Source organism: Nocardioides sp. YIM 152315 (assembly GCF_029210375.1).
In the GTDB taxonomy this organism is placed as follows: domain Bacteria; phylum Actinomycetota; class Actinomycetes; order Propionibacteriales; family Nocardioidaceae; genus Nocardioides.
Genome location: NZ_JARGER010000028.1, coordinates 143,302 through 157,705, shown reverse-complemented (window position 1 = coordinate 157,705; position 14,404 = coordinate 143,302). Strand labels below are relative to the sequence as shown.

At 72.1% G+C, this 14,404-nt stretch carries 14 protein-coding genes; 7 read left to right on the top strand and 7 right to left on the bottom strand.

Annotation, left to right across the window (positions count from 1 at the left end):
- Window positions 1-250: 250 nt before the first annotated feature.
- The 4 genes from PZ894_RS09535 to PZ894_RS09520 all read right to left on the bottom strand — a co-directional run bounded on the left by PZ894_RS09535 (window position 251) and on the right by PZ894_RS09520 (window position 2,534).
- Window positions 251-739, bottom strand: a complete 489-nt coding sequence (locus tag PZ894_RS09535) for a MarR family transcriptional regulator (RefSeq protein ID WP_275744267.1) — start codon at window positions 737-739, stop codon at window positions 251-253.
- Between the two features lie 177 nt (window positions 740-916).
- Window positions 917-1,435: a PH domain-containing protein gene (locus tag PZ894_RS09530; protein WP_275744266.1), complete on the bottom strand. Its 519-nt coding sequence runs from the start codon at window positions 1,433-1,435 to the stop codon at window positions 917-919.
- 8 nt (window positions 1,436-1,443) lie between these two features.
- Window positions 1,444-1,611 carry a hypothetical protein gene (locus PZ894_RS09525; RefSeq protein ID WP_275744265.1) on the bottom strand — a complete coding sequence of 56 codons (168 nt, stop codon included), beginning with the start codon at window positions 1,609-1,611 and terminating at the stop codon, window positions 1,444-1,446.
- 116 nt (window positions 1,612-1,727) lie between these two features.
- Window positions 1,728-2,534, bottom strand: coding sequence for a MerR family transcriptional regulator (locus PZ894_RS09520; RefSeq protein WP_275744264.1), 807 nt, complete (start codon window positions 2,532-2,534; stop codon window positions 1,728-1,730).
- A 101-nt stretch (window positions 2,535-2,635) separates the two neighbouring features.
- Between PZ894_RS09520 and PZ894_RS09515 the strand changes: the two genes are divergently transcribed.
- The gene (locus PZ894_RS09515) at window positions 2,636-4,081 is read left to right on the top strand and encodes an MFS transporter (RefSeq protein ID WP_275744263.1); all 1,446 of its coding nucleotides are present in this window, start codon (window positions 2,636-2,638) and stop codon (window positions 4,079-4,081) included.
- Here the strand turns inward: PZ894_RS09515 and meaB are convergent.
- Both meaB and PZ894_RS09505 read right to left on the bottom strand, forming a co-directional pair.
- Complete coding sequence (gene meaB, locus PZ894_RS09510) at window positions 4,039-5,001, bottom strand: methylmalonyl Co-A mutase-associated GTPase MeaB (protein ID WP_275744262.1); 963 nt, start codon at window positions 4,999-5,001, stop codon at window positions 4,039-4,041. The genes PZ894_RS09515 and meaB overlap by 43 nt on opposite strands.
- Window positions 4,985-6,178 (bottom strand): acetyl-CoA C-acetyltransferase, encoded by a 1,194-nt coding sequence (locus PZ894_RS09505; RefSeq protein ID WP_275744261.1) that lies wholly within the window; start codon window positions 6,176-6,178, stop codon window positions 4,985-4,987. Before PZ894_RS09505 ends, meaB begins: the two co-directional genes overlap by 17 nt.
- Window positions 6,179-6,293: 115 nt before the next feature.
- Here PZ894_RS09505 and mce point away from each other — a divergent pair, with 115 nt between their 5' ends.
- The 4 genes from mce (at window position 6,294) to PZ894_RS09485 (ending at window position 10,743) form a co-directional block, all read left to right on the top strand.
- Window positions 6,294-6,755: a methylmalonyl-CoA epimerase gene (mce, locus tag PZ894_RS09500; RefSeq protein ID WP_275744260.1), complete on the top strand. Its 462-nt coding sequence runs from the start codon at window positions 6,294-6,296 to the stop codon at window positions 6,753-6,755.
- 88 nt (window positions 6,756-6,843) lie between these two features.
- Complete coding sequence (ccrA, locus tag PZ894_RS09495) at window positions 6,844-8,181, top strand: crotonyl-CoA carboxylase/reductase (protein ID WP_275744259.1); 1,338 nt, start codon at window positions 6,844-6,846, stop codon at window positions 8,179-8,181.
- Window positions 8,182-8,306: 125 nt separating this feature from the next.
- On the top strand, window positions 8,307-9,584 hold the full coding sequence (locus PZ894_RS09490) for a hypothetical protein (RefSeq protein ID WP_275744258.1): 1,278 nt from the start codon (window positions 8,307-8,309) through the stop codon (window positions 9,582-9,584).
- A 22-nt stretch (window positions 9,585-9,606) separates the two neighbouring features.
- Complete coding sequence (locus PZ894_RS09485) at window positions 9,607-10,743, top strand: AI-2E family transporter (RefSeq protein ID WP_275744257.1); 1,137 nt, start codon at window positions 9,607-9,609, stop codon at window positions 10,741-10,743.
- A 32-nt stretch (window positions 10,744-10,775) separates the two neighbouring features.
- Here the strand turns inward: PZ894_RS09485 and PZ894_RS09480 are convergent, their stop codons facing one another.
- Window positions 10,776-11,762, bottom strand: a complete 987-nt coding sequence (locus PZ894_RS09480; protein WP_275744256.1) for an EamA family transporter — start codon at window positions 11,760-11,762, stop codon at window positions 10,776-10,778.
- 120 nt (window positions 11,763-11,882) lie between these two features.
- Between PZ894_RS09480 and PZ894_RS09475 the strand changes: the two genes are divergently transcribed.
- Window positions 11,883-12,419, top strand: coding sequence for a CGNR zinc finger domain-containing protein (locus PZ894_RS09475; protein WP_275744255.1), 537 nt, complete (start codon window positions 11,883-11,885; stop codon window positions 12,417-12,419).
- 102 nt (window positions 12,420-12,521) lie between these two features.
- Window positions 12,522-14,402 (top strand): DUF4157 domain-containing protein, encoded by a 1,881-nt coding sequence (locus PZ894_RS09470; protein WP_275744254.1) that lies wholly within the window; start codon window positions 12,522-12,524, stop codon window positions 14,400-14,402.
- Window positions 14,403-14,404: the final 2 nt, after the last annotated feature.

Below are 14,404 nucleotides of genomic sequence, written 5' to 3'. Positions count from 1 at the left end.
CGACCCGCCAGCTGAACCCGAGGCCGAGGGCAAAGTCACCGGAACCTTCCTTACAGACGGGACTTCGTCCCTCCTCAAACCACCGCGGCCCGGTCTCGGTGGTTGAGGAGGTGGCGCAACGCCGGCGACACGGTGGTTGAGGAGGTTGCGCAGCGCCGGCGACACGGTGGTTGAGGAGGTTGCGCAGCAACCGTCTCGAAGCCACCCCCGGCGGTCGACGGGCCGACCTGGCCCCTCGTCCCGGGTCGTCTCAGTAGTCCCCGGCTGCCTTCCGCACCGGCGCCAGCAGGCTCGACAGCGACGCCAGGTCGCCGTCGGAGAGCGCACCGAGGGCGAAGTCGGCGGCGACCAGGTCCTTCGTGGCGAGCTCCACCAGCTCGCGGCCGGCGGGGGTGATCTCGGCCAGCACGGCCCGCCCGTCGTCGGGGTGCGCGCGGCGTACGACGAGGCTCGCCGCCTCCAGACGCCGCACGATCGAGGTGACCGAGGTCGGGTGCACCTGCAGCCGCTCGCCCATCTTGCCGAGGGGCAGCGAGCCGCGAGAGGAGAAGGTCAGCAGCACCAGCGCCTCGTAGCGGGCGAACGTGAGCCCGTGCGGTCGGAGGATCGCGTCGAGCTGGCCGATCACCAGCTGCTGCACGCGCATCAGCGAGGTGACGGCGTGCATCGCGGGCACGCCCTCCCAGCGCTTTCCCCACTGGCGGGCGGCTTCGTCGATCGGGTCGAAGGGAAGGGCCACGGAGAGAGGCTAGTGGTCATCCCCGTTGATTCACCAAGGATCTGCGCACCCAGCGCACGCACCTCGCTGCGTTGGCGACGCTCGGTAGACAACCCGGTATGCCGTCACGCCGCCGCCTTGCGATGCACACACGCCGAGCACGGAGACCCCCGACGTATCAACGGGCACGACCACTAGCTAGTTGACCCGGTTGCCGCGCAGCCCGGAGCGCTGTACGACGCGCTGGATCGCGAGGTCGCGCTCGTAGGGCCGGCCGACGTACCGGACGTCGCGGACGCCCTGCTCCTGGGCGGCCGACTCGAAGCAGAAGTGGCCGAAGCCGAGGAGCCGGCCGTGGAGCGGGCGACGCACGGTGATGTCGAGGATCCGGGTGAGCGGCATCGTCGCGAGGCTCTGGCTGAGCACGCCGTGGACCCGGAAGACGCGCATGTTGGTGATCACGAAGCGGTCCCGGTGCTCTCGGAGCGCGAGCCACGCGGCGTGGAGCAGCGCGGCGAGCGCCAGGAGGATCGGCGCCCACGCGACGTCGACGGGTGCGACGGCACTGATCGCCAACAGGCCCGCGGCGGCGAGCGCCTCGAGCGCTGGGCGCACGTAGGCGCACCAGTGGTGGCGGACCTCGTCGACGATCACCTCGCCCTCGTCGCGCAGCAGGTGCTTGGCGATGTCGGGGTCCGTCCAGCCACCGAGACCCATGGTCGCGGCTACTCGCCGAGCTCGCCGGCGAAGTCGATGAGCGCCTCGAAGAAGTCCCCGGTCGCCGAGACGGCCTGGCCGCCGGCGTCCTGGGAGGTGTCGGCGAGGCTGCGGGGGTTGGTGAACATCCAGAAGCCGAGGAAGAGCACGACGGCGACGAGGACGACCTTCTTCATGGGGGAAGCTCCATCTGCGGTGACACCCGGAGTCATGACATGGACCTGTCCGGTGTCTACCGGCTCCGGCACCGACCATGCACCCCGACACGCCGGTCTAGACCAGATCGGGCACGTCACCGCCGGACCGGCCAGCAGACCTCCGTGGCGTGGTCGAGCAGGTCGCCCTCGTCACCGAGCGGGAGGTAGCGCTCCACGACCGGGCCGTCGGCCGCCAGTGCCTGCTCGGTCACCGTCCGCCCGAGCACCGAGTAGGCGCCGTCGAGGTCCACCATGGGGCCGTCGTACGTCGCGACCGCGTAGCGCCCCGCCGGCCGCTCCACGACCTCGACCCGACCCCCGACGGTGGCGGTCGAGGTGACCGGCACGAAGACGACGACCTCGGCGCTGCCCTCGGTGAAGAACTCGGTGGGGAAGACCGCCCCGTCGGGGCCGGCGCGCTCGGCGCCGGACGTCCGCAGGGCGCGGTGCAGCTCGGCGAACGCCTCGAGCCACCACGACACGGCGACGTCGCCGCCGACGACACCGCGGATCGCGAGCGTCAGCACGGCCGCCTCGTCACGCCGCACCACCGCCAGGCGCTCCTCGTCGCCGGAGAGCAGCCGTCGCAGCGAGTCGACCGTCTCCTGGGTCTCCCGCAGCTGTCGGCTCATCCGATCCAGGTGAGCGACGATCACCGCGTTGCGGCTCTCGTCGTCCGGCGCGTCCAGCACGGCGCGCACGTCGTCGACGGGCAGGTCGAGGTCGCGCAGCCGACGGATCAGCCGGGCCGGGGCGACCTGCTCGGGCCGGTAGAGCCGATAGCCGCTGTGCGGGTCGATCCGCGCCGGCTCCAGCAACCCCACGTCGTGGTAGTGCCGCAGCGCCTTGACGGTCAGGAACGTCATCCGGGAGAAGTCGCCGATGCTCAGCAGGCCGTTCATGGCGCCCAGCCTGCACCCTCCCCCCGGGGGAGAGTCCACGACGACTCCTGCTCGCTTCCGGCCTTGACTCTCCCCCTGCGGGAGGCCGGAGAACTCCTGCCATGACCATCCCCCACCTCGACTCCGACACCACCTTCAGACGGGGCCCCCTCGCGGTCCTGCTGACCGGCATCTTCCTGATCGTCCTCGACTTCTTCGTCGTCAACGTCGCACTGCCGTCGGTGCGGCGCGACCTGCACGCCGGCAGCACCGCGCTCGAGTGGGTGGTCGCCGGCTACGGCCTGACCTTCGGCGGCCTGCTGCTCGTGGCCAGCCGGATCGCCGACCGCTGGGGCCGCCGCCGGATGTTCGTCCTCGGCGTCGCGCTGTTCGTCGTGAGCTCGGCCGCGTGCGGCGTGGCCCCCGACGTCGAGACGCTGGTCGTCGCCCGGCTCGTCCAGGGAGCGGCCGCCGCGGCGATCGGCCCGACCGTGCTCTCGCTCATCGGTGACGTTTACGACGGGCCGCACCGCACCCGGGCGCTCGGCGCCTACGCGACCGTCATGGGCGTCGCCGCCGCGCTCGGCCAGCTCCTCGGCGGCCTGCTCATCCACCTCGACGTGGCGGGCACGGGCTGGCGCTCGATCTTCCTCGTCAACGTGCCGATCGGCCTGGCCGCGCTCGTCGCCGCACCCCGGCTGCTTCCCGACATCCGCTTCCGCGCCGCGCCTCGCGTCGACCCGACGGAGGCCCTGCTCGTCGTCGGGACGCTCACCGCGTTGGTGCTCCCACTGGTCGAGGGCCAGCGTCAGGGCTGGCCGCTGTGGACCTGGCTCTGCCTGGGCTCCGCAGCCGTGCTGGCCGACCTCGCCTGGCTGCGCGGCCGGGCGTTGCGTCGCCGCGGCACCACGCCGCTGGTCGACCCCGGTGCGCTGCGACACCGGCCGGTCGGCGTCGGCCTGCTCGGGCAGGCCGCGCTCTTCACGGGCATGGCGGCCTACTTCCTCGTGCTCGCGCTCTACCTCCAGGACGGCCGTGGCCTCGGGCCGCTGGCTTCCGGTGCCGTGTTCACGATCGTCGCGGCGACGTACATGATCGGCACCCGCGACGCCGCCACGCTGCTGGTCCGGTACGGCGCCCGCGCCACCATCGGCGGCGGCGCACTCGTCTTCGGGGCCGGTCATCTGCTGCTGCTGGCGGCCGTCGAGCACGCCGGCGGCGCCGTGCTGTGGCTCGTGCCGGGACTGGCCGTCGGCGGCCTCGGCATGGGCGTGGCGCTCTCGGCGCTCATCGGCACCGTGTTGGGCGCGGTCGACCCACGAGACGCCGGCACCGTCTCGGGCACGGCGTCGACGGTGCAGCAGGTCGGCAACGCATTGGGCGTGGCACTGGTCGGGATCATCTTCTTCGGCCGTGTCGAGGAGGGCATCGTCGAGGCGTTCGCGGCGAGCCTCGTCTACCTGACCGCGACCACCGTGGTGGTGGCCGTCGCCGCCGCGTTCCTCCCCGGCCTGTCGGGTGCGCGTCAGTCGGCGAACGCGTCCAGCAGCTCGTCGGCGGCGGCGTAGGGATCGGTCTCGCCCTCGACCACGGCCGTGGCGAGCTCGTCGAGCTCGGAGCGGCCGTGGACGTCGCCCCAGCGCGCACGGAGCGCGGTGACCGCGATGGCCTCGATCTCGTCGCGGGCCCGGCGGGTACGGCGCCGCGCGAGCTCGCCGCTCGACGCCAGCCACGCGCGGTGCCGGTCGAGTTCGCCGACGACCTCGTCGAGCCCCTGCCCCTGCTGGGCGACCGTCATCACGATCGGCGGCCTCCACGCGTCGTCGGTGCGGTCGGCCAGCGCGAGCATCGAGCGCAGGTCGCGGCGTACCTGCTCGGCACCGTCGCGGTCGGCCTTGTTGACGACGTAGAGGTCGCCGATCTCGAGGATGCCGGCCTTGGCGGCCTGGATGCCGTCGCCCATGCCGGGCGCGAGCAGCACCATCGTGGTGTCGGCGAGCCCGGCGATCTCGACCTCGCTCTGGCCGACGCCGACGGTCTCGACCAGCACCACGTCGCAGCCGGCGGCGTCGAGCACCCGAAGTGCCTGGGGGGTCGTCCACGCCAGGCCGCCGAGGTGCCCCCGCGAGGCCATCGAGCGGATGTAGACGTCACGGTCGAGCGCGTGGTCCTGCATGCGCACCCGGTCGCCGAGCAGCGCGCCACCGGAGAACGGCGAGGACGGATCGACCGCGAGCACGCCGACGCGCTTGCCGGCCCTGCGGAGCTCGGTCACCAGCGCGCTGGTCGACGTCGACTTGCCGACGCCCGGCGAGCCGGTGATGCCGATGACCTGCGCGCTGCCGGTGTGCGGCGCGAGCGCCGCCATCACCTCGCGCAGCAGCGGGGACTCGTCCTCGACGAGCGAGATCAGCCGGGCGACCGATCGGGCATCGCCCTCGCGGGCGCGCTCGACCAGTCGCTCGACGGAGTCAGGCCGTCGGGACACGCACGATCAGGGCGTCGCCCTGCCCACCGCCGCCGCACAGGGCCGCGGCACCGACGCCGCCCCCGCGCCGCTTGAGCTCGAGCGCGAGGTGCAGCACCACGCGCGTGCCCGACATGCCGACCGGGTGGCCGAGCGCGATCGCGCCGCCGTTGACGTTGACCTTGGCGTTGTCGAGTCCGAGCTCGCGGGCCGAGGAGATGCCGACCGCGGCGAACGCCTCGTTGAACTCCACGAGGTCGAGGTCGGTCGGCGCGATGCCCTCCTTCTCGCAGGCCTTCGCGGTCGCGGCGGACGGCTGGAGCTGAAGGGTGGAGTCGGGGCCGGCGACCTGGCCGTGCGCGCCGATCTCGGCGAGCCAGTCGAGCCCGAGCTCCTCGGCCTTCGCCCTGCTCATCACGACGACCGCGGCGGCACCGTCGGAGATCTGGGACGACGAGCCCGCGGTGATCGTGCCCTCCTTGGAGAACGCCGGACGCAGCTTGCCCAGCGACTCCGCGGTGGTGTCGCCGCGCACTCCCTCGTCGGTCGCGAACTGGATCGGGTCACCCTTGCGCTGCGGGATCTCGACCGGCACCACCTCGTCGTCGAAGACGCCGTTCTTCCACGCCACGGCGGCCTTCTGGTGCGACTGGGCCGCGAACTCGTCCTGCTCCGCGCGGGTCAGGTTCGCCGCCGCGGCGTTGCACTCCTCGGTGAGCAGGCCCATCGCCTGCGAGGTGAACTGGTCGAAGAGCGCGTCGTAGGCCATCGAGTCGACGAGCTTCACGTCGCCGAACTTGATGCCCTCGCGCGACTTCGGCAGGAAGTGCGGGGCGTTGGTCATCGACTCCATGCCGCCGGCGACGACGACGTCGACCTCGCCGGCGCGGATCAGCTGGTCGGCGAGCGCGATCGCGTTGAGGCCCGACAGACAGACCTTGTTGATCGTCATCGACGGGACGCTCATCGGGATGCCGCCACCGACGGCCGCCAGCCGGGCGGGGTTCTGCCCGGCCCCGGCCAGGATCACCTGGCCCATGATCACGTAGTCGACCTGCTCGCCGGAGACCCCCGCCTTCGCGAGCGCTCCCTTGATCGCGACGCCCCCGAGGTCGGCGGCCGAGAAGTCCTTGAGGCTGCCCGACAGGCGGCCGATCGGGGTGCGCGCCCCCGCGACGATGACAGACGTACCGGACATGGAAGGCCTCCAAGACTCGTGGGTCGATCTCCGGCCGACCTTACCCACGCTCCCGGACCCCGGCGAGGGTGGAACATCTCACACGTGCTCGCCGCCGCGCCCGCGGCGTACGACCATGTCGGCCATGAGCCTGGAGATCCCCGAGCACCTCTTCACCGCGATCGACCACGTCGGCATCGCCGTGCCCGACCTGGACGCCGCGATCGCCTTCTACCAGGAGATGTACGGGATGCGGCTGGCGCACCAGGAGGTCAACGAGGAGCAGGGTGTCCGCGAGGCGATGATGGCCGTCGGCGACCCCGAGCAGCCCCACTCCTGCATCCAGCTCCTCGCCCCGCTCGACGAGCAGTCCACGATCGCGAAGTTCCTCGACGCCAAGGGGCCGGGCATCCAGCAGATGGCCTATCGGGTCACCGACGTCGAGGCGGTCAGCGCGATCCTGCGCGAGCGCGGCCTGCGTCTGCTGTACGACGAGCCGCGTCGCGGGACCTCGGACTCGCGGATCAACTTCATCCACCCCAAGGACGCCGGCGGCGTGCTCGTCGAGCTCGTGGAGCCGGCCGTCGCCTCCCACTGAGGAACAGGTCACAGGGGCTGGCTGGCCCCGGTTACCGATGGGTAATCTCCCGCCAAAGCCCAGCCGCTCGACCCAACCAGGAGCCGACGTGCAGCACATCCTCGACGCGATCCAGGCAGGCGACACTGCCGCAGGTGACTTCGCGACCCTCGAGATCCCCGACCACTACCGGGCCGCGACCGTCCACAAGGACGAGGCCGGGATCTTCGAGGGCATCGCGACCAAGGAGAAGGACCCCCGCAAGTCGCTGCACGTCGAGGACGTCGCGCTGCCCGAGCTCGGCCCCGGCGAGGCGCTGGTCGCCGTCATGGCGAGCGCGATCAACTACAACACGGTGTGGACGTCGATCTTCGAACCGGTCTCGACCTTCGGGTTCCTCGAGCGCTACGGCCGCCTCTCCCCGCTCACCAAGCGGCACGACCTGCCCTACCACGTGGTCGGGTCCGACCTGTCCGGCGTGGTCCTGCGCACCGGCCCGGGCGTCACCAGGTGGCAGCCGGGCACCGAGGTGGTCGCCCACTGCCTCTCGGTCGAGCTCGAGGACCCCGACGGCCACGACGACACGATGCTCGACCCGCAGCAGCGGATCTGGGGCTTCGAGACCAACTTCGGCGGCCTCGCCCACGTCGCCCTGGTCAAGGCCAACCAGCTGATGCCCAAGCCGGCCCACCTGACCTGGGAGGAGGCCGCCTCCCCCGGCCTGGTCAACTGCACGGCGTACCGCCAGCTCGTCTCCAAGAACGGCGGCGACATGAAGCAGGGCGACAACGTGCTGATCTGGGGCGCCTCCGGCGGCCTGGGCGGCTTCGCGACCCAGTACGCCCTCAACGGCGGCGCCACCCCGGTCTGCGTGGTCTCCAACGAGGAGAAGGCCGAGATCTGTCGCTCGATGGGCGCGAAGCTGATCATCAACCGCTCCGAGGAGGGCTACCGGTTCTGGAAGGACGAGCACACCCAGGACCCGAAGGAGTGGAAGCGCCTCGGCGCGAAGATCCGCGAGCTCACCGGCGGCGAGGACATCGACATCGTCTTCGAGCACCCCGGCCGCGAGACCTTCGGCGCCTCCGTCTACGTGACCCGCAAGGGCGGCACCATCACCACCTGCGCCTCCACCAGCGGCTACATGCACGAGTACGACAACCGCTACCTGTGGATGAACCTCAAGCGCATCATCTCCTCGCACTTCGCCAACTACCGCGAGTCCTGGGAGGCCAACCGGCTCATCGCGAAGGGCAAGATCCACCCGACCCTCTCGAAGACCTACGCCCTCGACGACGTCGGCCAGGCCGCCCTCGACGTCCACCAGAACGCCCACCAGGGCAAGGTCGGCGTCCTCTGCCTCGCCCCCACCGAGGGCCTCGGCGTCCGCGACCACGAGATGCGCGAGCAGCACCTCGAGGCGATCAACCGCTTCCGCGGGGTCTGACCGACGCCGACCCGCCCGAAACTTTCGGGCGGGTCGGCGCGTCCCCCGGGTGTGCCGGGCTGGGATCGGCCGGCCCGATCGGCAAGACTGGGCCGCACACACCAACGCGAAGGAGTTGCGCCGCGATGAGCGACCAGGGACTGTCCATCTTCGACGACAACGAGCCGGAAGAGGACGAGACCCGCGCCGCCGCCGCTGACGACGCCGACGCCACGCAGGTGATGCCGGCCGTGACGCCGCGGCAGACCGCGCCGGGGACCGAGCGCCCCCGCGCCGGGTCGGCCCCCGCCGCCCCGGTCACCCCGGCGACGACTGCGGCGGCCCCGAGCCCCACGCCGCCCCGCGCACCGGCCCCGGCCCCGGCGCAGACCCGGGCGCAGACCCAGTCGCAGGCCCAGGCCCAGGCTCCCGCGGGTGCGCTCCCGGTCGTGCGTCGTGGCGGCTACGACCGCGACGCGGTCGACACCCGGCTGCGCCAGCTCGCGAGCGAGAAGGCTGGCCTCAGCGCGAGCCTGACAGAGTCCGAGCGCCGCGCGGTCGACCTCGAGCAGCAGGTGACCACGCTCCGGGGCGAGCTGGAGGAGAACAAGAACCCGTCGTACGCCGGCCTGGGCGGGCGGGCCTCGGCGATGCTGCGGCTCGCCGAGGAGGAGGCCGCGGAGGTCCGCGAGACCGCCGAGCGCGACGCCGCGGAGATCCGCGAGCAGGCGTCCCGCGACGCCCGGGCGACCCGGGCCGACGCGGCCCGCGAGGCCGAGGACATGCGCCTGGTGCAGCTCAAGGAGCTCGACGAGCACCGCAGCCGGCTCGTGGCCGACGCGGAGCAGGAGCGCGCCCAGGCGCGCAGCGAGGCCGAGGACCTGCTCGCGACCGCGCAGCGCGAGGCCGCCCAGCTCCGGCTCGCCGCGGCGCAGGAGGCCAACGAGCTGCGCACCTCCGCCAAGCGGGAGGCCGAGCAGCTGCGCGCCGCCGTCGACCGGGAGGCCCAGGAGGCGCGGCGCACGCTCGCGGTCGAGAAGGAGCGGCTCGCCCGCGAGGCCACCGACCACCACGCGAGCGCGACCGCGGAGACCCGCCGCCTCGTCGAGGAGGCCGAGCAGCGCGCGGTCGCGGCCGAGCAGCGCGCCCAGGCGGCATCGGCCCAGGCGGCCGAGCACCGCGGCCAGGCCGCGACCGAGGCCGAGGCCCTGCTCAGCCGGGCCCGTCGCGAGGGCGAGCAGATCGTGGCCACCGCACGCACCCAGGCGGAGTCGCTGACCTCGAGCGGTGCCGCCGAGGCCGAGCGCGAGCTGGCCGCGATCAGGGCCGAGGTCGACCGGATGGCCAAGCGTCGCGATGCCATCACCGCCCAGCTCGCGTCCCTGCGTGACGTCGTGGCGGGCTTCGCCGAGGACGACGAGTGAGCATCCCGGTGAAGGATCCTGCATGAGCGACGCCGCGGAGGCGCCGGCTGCCGAGCCGGCCGACGCCTCCGGGGACGCGTCGCCGGGCATCCCCGTCGACGACGACTATCTCGGCGAGCCCGGCCCCCCGCTGGACCACCACGCACCGTTCTTCGTGGGCTTCGTCGGCGGGCTCGGCGTCCTGGTCGCCGTCTGGCTGGCCACGCAGATCCAGGCGATCGGCTCGACGCTGATGTTGATCGTCGTGTCGCTCTTCCTCGCGGCCGGGCTCGACCCGGCCGTGCGCTGGTTCGAGCGCCGCGGCCTGGGCCGGTCGTACGCCGTCCTGACCGTGATCCTGGCGTTCCTCGCGGCACTCGCGCTCTTCATCGTCGCGATCGTGCCGGTGATCGCGGACCAGGTGCGGTCGCTGACGGACAACGTCCCGCAGTGGCTGGACCAGCTCCAGCGCAACCGGCAGGTGCAGCGGCTCGACGACGAGTACGACATCATCACGAAGATCCAGGACTACGTCACCAACGGTGACTTCGCCGGCGCGATCTTCGGCGGGGCCGTCGGCGTCGGACTCGCGGTGCTCGGCGCGCTCTTCAACGGGTTCATCGTCATCGTGCTCACGCTCTACTTCCTCGCGTCGCTGCAGACCACGACGTCCGCGATCTACCGCCTCGCGCCCGCGTCGCGCCGCGACCGGGTCTCCCGGCTCGGCGACCGCATCGTGCGCAGCGTCGGGGGCTACGTCTCCGGCGCGTTCATCGTCGCGATGTGCGCCGGCATCTCGTCGCTGGTGTTCCTCTTCGTCGTCGGGCTCGGCGAGTACGCCGTCGCGCTGGCCTTCGTGGTCGCGCTGCTCGACGTGATCCCGATGATCGGCGCGACGCTCGGCGCCGTCATCGTCACGGCGATCGCCTTCGCCGAGGACTGGAGGATCGGCCTCGCCTGCGCGATCTTCTACCTCGTCTACCAGCAGGTGGAGAACTACGTGATCTACCCACGGGTGATGTCGAAGTCCGTCGACGTCCCCGGCGCGGTCACCGTGATCGCCGCGCTCGTCGGCGCCGCCCTCTTCGGCGTCGTCGGCGCGCTGCTGGCGATCCCGACCGCCGCCACCGTCCTGATGCTGGTGCGCGAGGTCTGGGTCCGGCGGCAGGACACCCGGTAGCCAGGACACCCGAGAGCTAGGACACGCGAGAGCTAGGGCAGCTCGCCCGCGGCCGGTGCCGCCGCCGTGGCCCGCTCGCCCAGCTTCACTCCGACCACGCCCGCCAGGATCAGCACCCCGCCGACCAGCTGCACCGGCCGGGGCAGCTCGTCGAGCAGCAGCCAGGCGAACACCACGCCCGCCACCACCTCGAGCAGCGCGACGAACGACGCGAGCCGCGACCCGAGCCGCCGGCCGGCGGCGATGCCGGTCGTGTAGGCGACGGCCGCGGTGACGACTCCGAGGAGCAGCAGCGGGACCCACCAGGTCACGGCGGCGCCGGCGTACGTCACGTCGGCCGTCGCCCCCTCCATCGGGAGCACGCCGACCAGGCCGGCCAGGCCGAGCACCGTGGCGCCGACGAGCAGGCCACCCGCCGCGAGCGCCATCGGCGGCAGGCCGTTGGCCTCGTCGGCGGAGATGACGAAGTACGTCGCGGCGCCGACCATCGCGGCGAGCGCCCAGAGCACGCCCACCGGGTCGAGGTCTGCACCGGAGACCAGGTCGAGCACGAGCACCAGGCCGAGCGCGGCGAGACCGGCACCCACCAGCGTCAGCGGGCCGGGGCGCTCGCCGTGCCGCAGCCACATCCAGACGACGACCGCGGCGGGGGCCGTGTACTCGATCAGCAGGGCGGGCCCCACCTGCATGTGCTGGACCGCGGAGAAGTAGCAGAACTGGGCGCCGGCCACCGCGAGCGTGCCGTAGAGGACGATCAGGCCGGCGTTGCGGCGTACGACGCCGCGGTGTCCCCGCAGCGCCAGCAGCCCGAACGGCAGCACCACGAGCGCCGCGAGGGAGATCCGGATCAGCACGATCGCGCCGGGGCTCCAGCCGGACTCGAGCAGCGGCCGGGCGAGCGGCCCGGAGAGCCCGAACGTCGCGGCCGAGACGACCGCGAAGGCCAGGCCGGCGGCGAGCCGGGAGCCCGGCGGCACCGTCGGCGTGGTCACGGACGCGTCGTCGGCGAGCTTGGTCACGGCTGATGGTACCCAGTGTCCCGAACCAGGAGTTCGTGCGCGCGCATTGCGGATGAACCTCCGACTCGGAAGACTCGGCAATCTTCTACGAATGTCGCGACGGCCCGGTAATATGTCAACATGTCCTTGGCGAATGACACGACGACGACCCTCCAGGCCGCCGTGGTGCTCGCCAACTCCGCCATCGGCGTCGACGGCCTGACCAGCGTCGATCAGCTCGACGAGTGGTACGCCGAGTACCTGCACACCGAACGCCGGTCGGCGACCGCCGACGAGCTCGAGGCGGTCCGCGCCGTGCGACCGATCCTCCACGACCTCCTCGGCGCCGACCGCGACCGCGCCGCCCAGCTCGTCAACGAGCTGCTCGCCGAGTCCGGGACGGTCCCGCAGCTGGTGCGCCACGACGACTGGGACTGGCACCTGCACGGCGTCTCCCCCGATGCCGGACCGGCGACGCGGATCATCGTCGACACCGCGATGGCGATGATCGACTTCATCCGCGAGGACGAGATGTCGCGGCTGGGCATCTGCGCCGACGAGGCGTGCACGGGCATCGTGCTCGACCTCTCCCGCAACCGCTCGCGCCGCTTCTGCTCCACCGCCTGCGGCAACCGCAACGCGGTCGCGGCGTACCGCGCGCGGCAGGCTCGGGGCTGACCGCACCCCACGAAATGCCCCGAACGGGCCATGCGACCCGCGGGTCCCCGTGGCTACCGTGCTGGGGGCTCGGGTTCCACATCCACAGCGGGAGATCTCGGCATGCACGCAGGTCCGGTCCACGCGACACCCAGATCAGACGACGCGCACGAGTCGGACCATCGACCCGACGACCTCGTGGTGGGTGCGGCCGACGACCGCGCCGAGCTCGAGGCGGACGCACGGGCCAACGTCGTGATCGCGCGCCTCGCGGCCGCCCGCACGGGAGGCGGGCACGCCGACGGTGCCGGGCACGTCCACGAGCACGGCGTACGCCGCTCCGCGGGTGCCGAGACCGGCGCGATCGGGATGGCCGGTGGCGCGCTCGACGCCCCGACGCAGCAGCGGGTCGGCGCGCGCCTCGGCCGCGGCGCCGCCCTGGACGCCCCGGTGCGGCGCCGGATGGAGGGCGCCTTCGGCAGGTCGTTCTCCGACGTGAGGGTGCACACCGACGGCGAGGCGGACTCGCTCTCCCGGCTGATGTCGGCCACGGCGTTCACGGTGGGCACCGACCTGTTCTTCGCCAAGGGGGCCTTCCGTCCCGGCGACGCGTCGGGCGACCGGCTGCTCGCCCACGAGCTGGCGCACGTCGAGCAGCAGGGCGGAGGCGCCCGCCGGATGGTGCGTCGCGCGGTCGGCTTCGAGTTCGAGACCAACGTCATCGTCAAGCGTCGTCGCAAGACCCTTCGCAAGCGCTTCGAGCCGTACGGCAAGACCGCCGTGCTCAAGCAGTACGACGGCTTCCGGATGGAGGCCGACGAGCACTCCGACTACGGCTCGGCGATCGAGTTCGTCGTCGATCCGCCGCTCGGTGAGGACGACCGCGACAAGCTGGCCGCGATCATGGACGCGATGGTCGCCGACGTCGACCGGATCGTCGCCGCCGCCGGCAGGAAGGTCGTGAAGAAGGCGGACGACAAGTACACCGAGAAGTTCGACGAGGCCCACCAGGAGTACCTCGCGGAGGAGAAGGCGCTCGGCGACCAGGGCAAGGACCGCGACGAGATCCTCGACGAGATCGGCTCGTTCAAGATGCCCGACCGGGACCCGTCGGTGCCGATGTCGGACGTCGGCATCAAGGGTGCGGATCCCGCCGCCTGGATCCATCCGACGCGAGGCCTGACGGCCAACCCGCAGGTCACCGGGGGCGTGGCGTTCGACAAGCTCCTCGAGTTGATGTCCGAGATGGGCGGCGCCGGCAACCAGACCAACCTGTCGGAGGAGGGCGCCACCGGTGCCAAGAACCTCGACAAGATGAGCGGCATGAAGGGCCCGGCGATCTTCGCGGGCAGGGTCGAGACCGTCGCTCCGCCGCGCAACCTCACCGGCGAGCCGAGCAAGGAGCTGAAGTCGCTGGTCGCGGTGCTCGCGATGTACCTCGACAACGGCGCCCTGGTCGACGCGCAGAGCACGCCCCCCCTCAGCTACGCGAAGCTGCTGTCCGGCTCCATGCTGATGCGCACCGACTTCGCGTCCATGTTCAAGCGCCTCAGCGAGATGGAGCGCCAGGACGTGCGCATGGACCCCACGGCGTTCGTCGACTGGGTGCTCGAGGTGGCCCAGCTCAGCGGCACCGGCGGGGCCAAGGTCTACGAGCGCGGCATCCTCAAGGATTACCACCAAGGCAGCAAGGGCGGGGTCGACGACACCCCGGGGCTCCAGATCAGCCGCAACGACTGGCTGCTGGGGATCCTGGTCGGCAGGGACGACCTCTCCGCCAAATCCAACCCGGCGATCAAGGACAAGCTCGAGGGGCTCGGCCGGCTGGGCAACAAGTTCGACACCGTCGGCGACGAGGGCGGCTCGTTCGCGAAGCCGTCCGGCGTGATCATGGAGTTCCGCAACATGTCGCGCAACGTGCCGCCGAAGAACTGGACCGCCCTCGCCATGTCGATCTACGACTACCTCGTCAGCGTCAACGAGCGCTCGCGCGCGAAGGTGTGACG

Bases quoted from the DNA above. Each gene is read 5' to 3' on its own strand.
- PZ894_RS09530 (WP_275744266.1), bottom strand. From the start codon at position 1,435: ATGGGTCTCGGTGGCTGGACGGACCCCGACATCGCCAAGCACCTGCTG.
- PZ894_RS09525 (WP_275744265.1), bottom strand. From the start codon at position 1,611: ATGAAGAAGGTCGTCCTCGTCGCCGTCGTGCTCTTCCTCGGCTTCTGG.
- PZ894_RS09520 (WP_275744264.1), bottom strand. From the start codon at position 2,534: ATGAACGGCCTGCTGAGCATCGGCGACTTCTCCCGGATGACGTTCCTG.
- PZ894_RS09515 (WP_275744263.1), top strand. From the start codon at position 2,636: ATGACCATCCCCCACCTCGACTCCGACACCACCTTCAGACGGGGCCCC.
- PZ894_RS09505 (WP_275744261.1), bottom strand. From the start codon at position 6,178: ATGTCCGGTACGTCTGTCATCGTCGCGGGGGCGCGCACCCCGATCGGC.
- mce (WP_275744260.1), top strand. From the start codon at position 6,294: ATGTCGGCCATGAGCCTGGAGATCCCCGAGCACCTCTTCACCGCGATC.
- PZ894_RS09490 (WP_275744258.1), top strand. From the start codon at position 8,307: ATGAGCGACCAGGGACTGTCCATCTTCGACGACAACGAGCCGGAAGAG.
- PZ894_RS09485 (WP_275744257.1), top strand. From the start codon at position 9,607: ATGAGCGACGCCGCGGAGGCGCCGGCTGCCGAGCCGGCCGACGCCTCC.
- PZ894_RS09475 (WP_275744255.1), top strand. From the start codon at position 11,883: ATGTCCTTGGCGAATGACACGACGACGACCCTCCAGGCCGCCGTGGTG.
- PZ894_RS09470 (WP_275744254.1), top strand. From the start codon at position 12,522: ATGCACGCAGGTCCGGTCCACGCGACACCCAGATCAGACGACGCGCAC.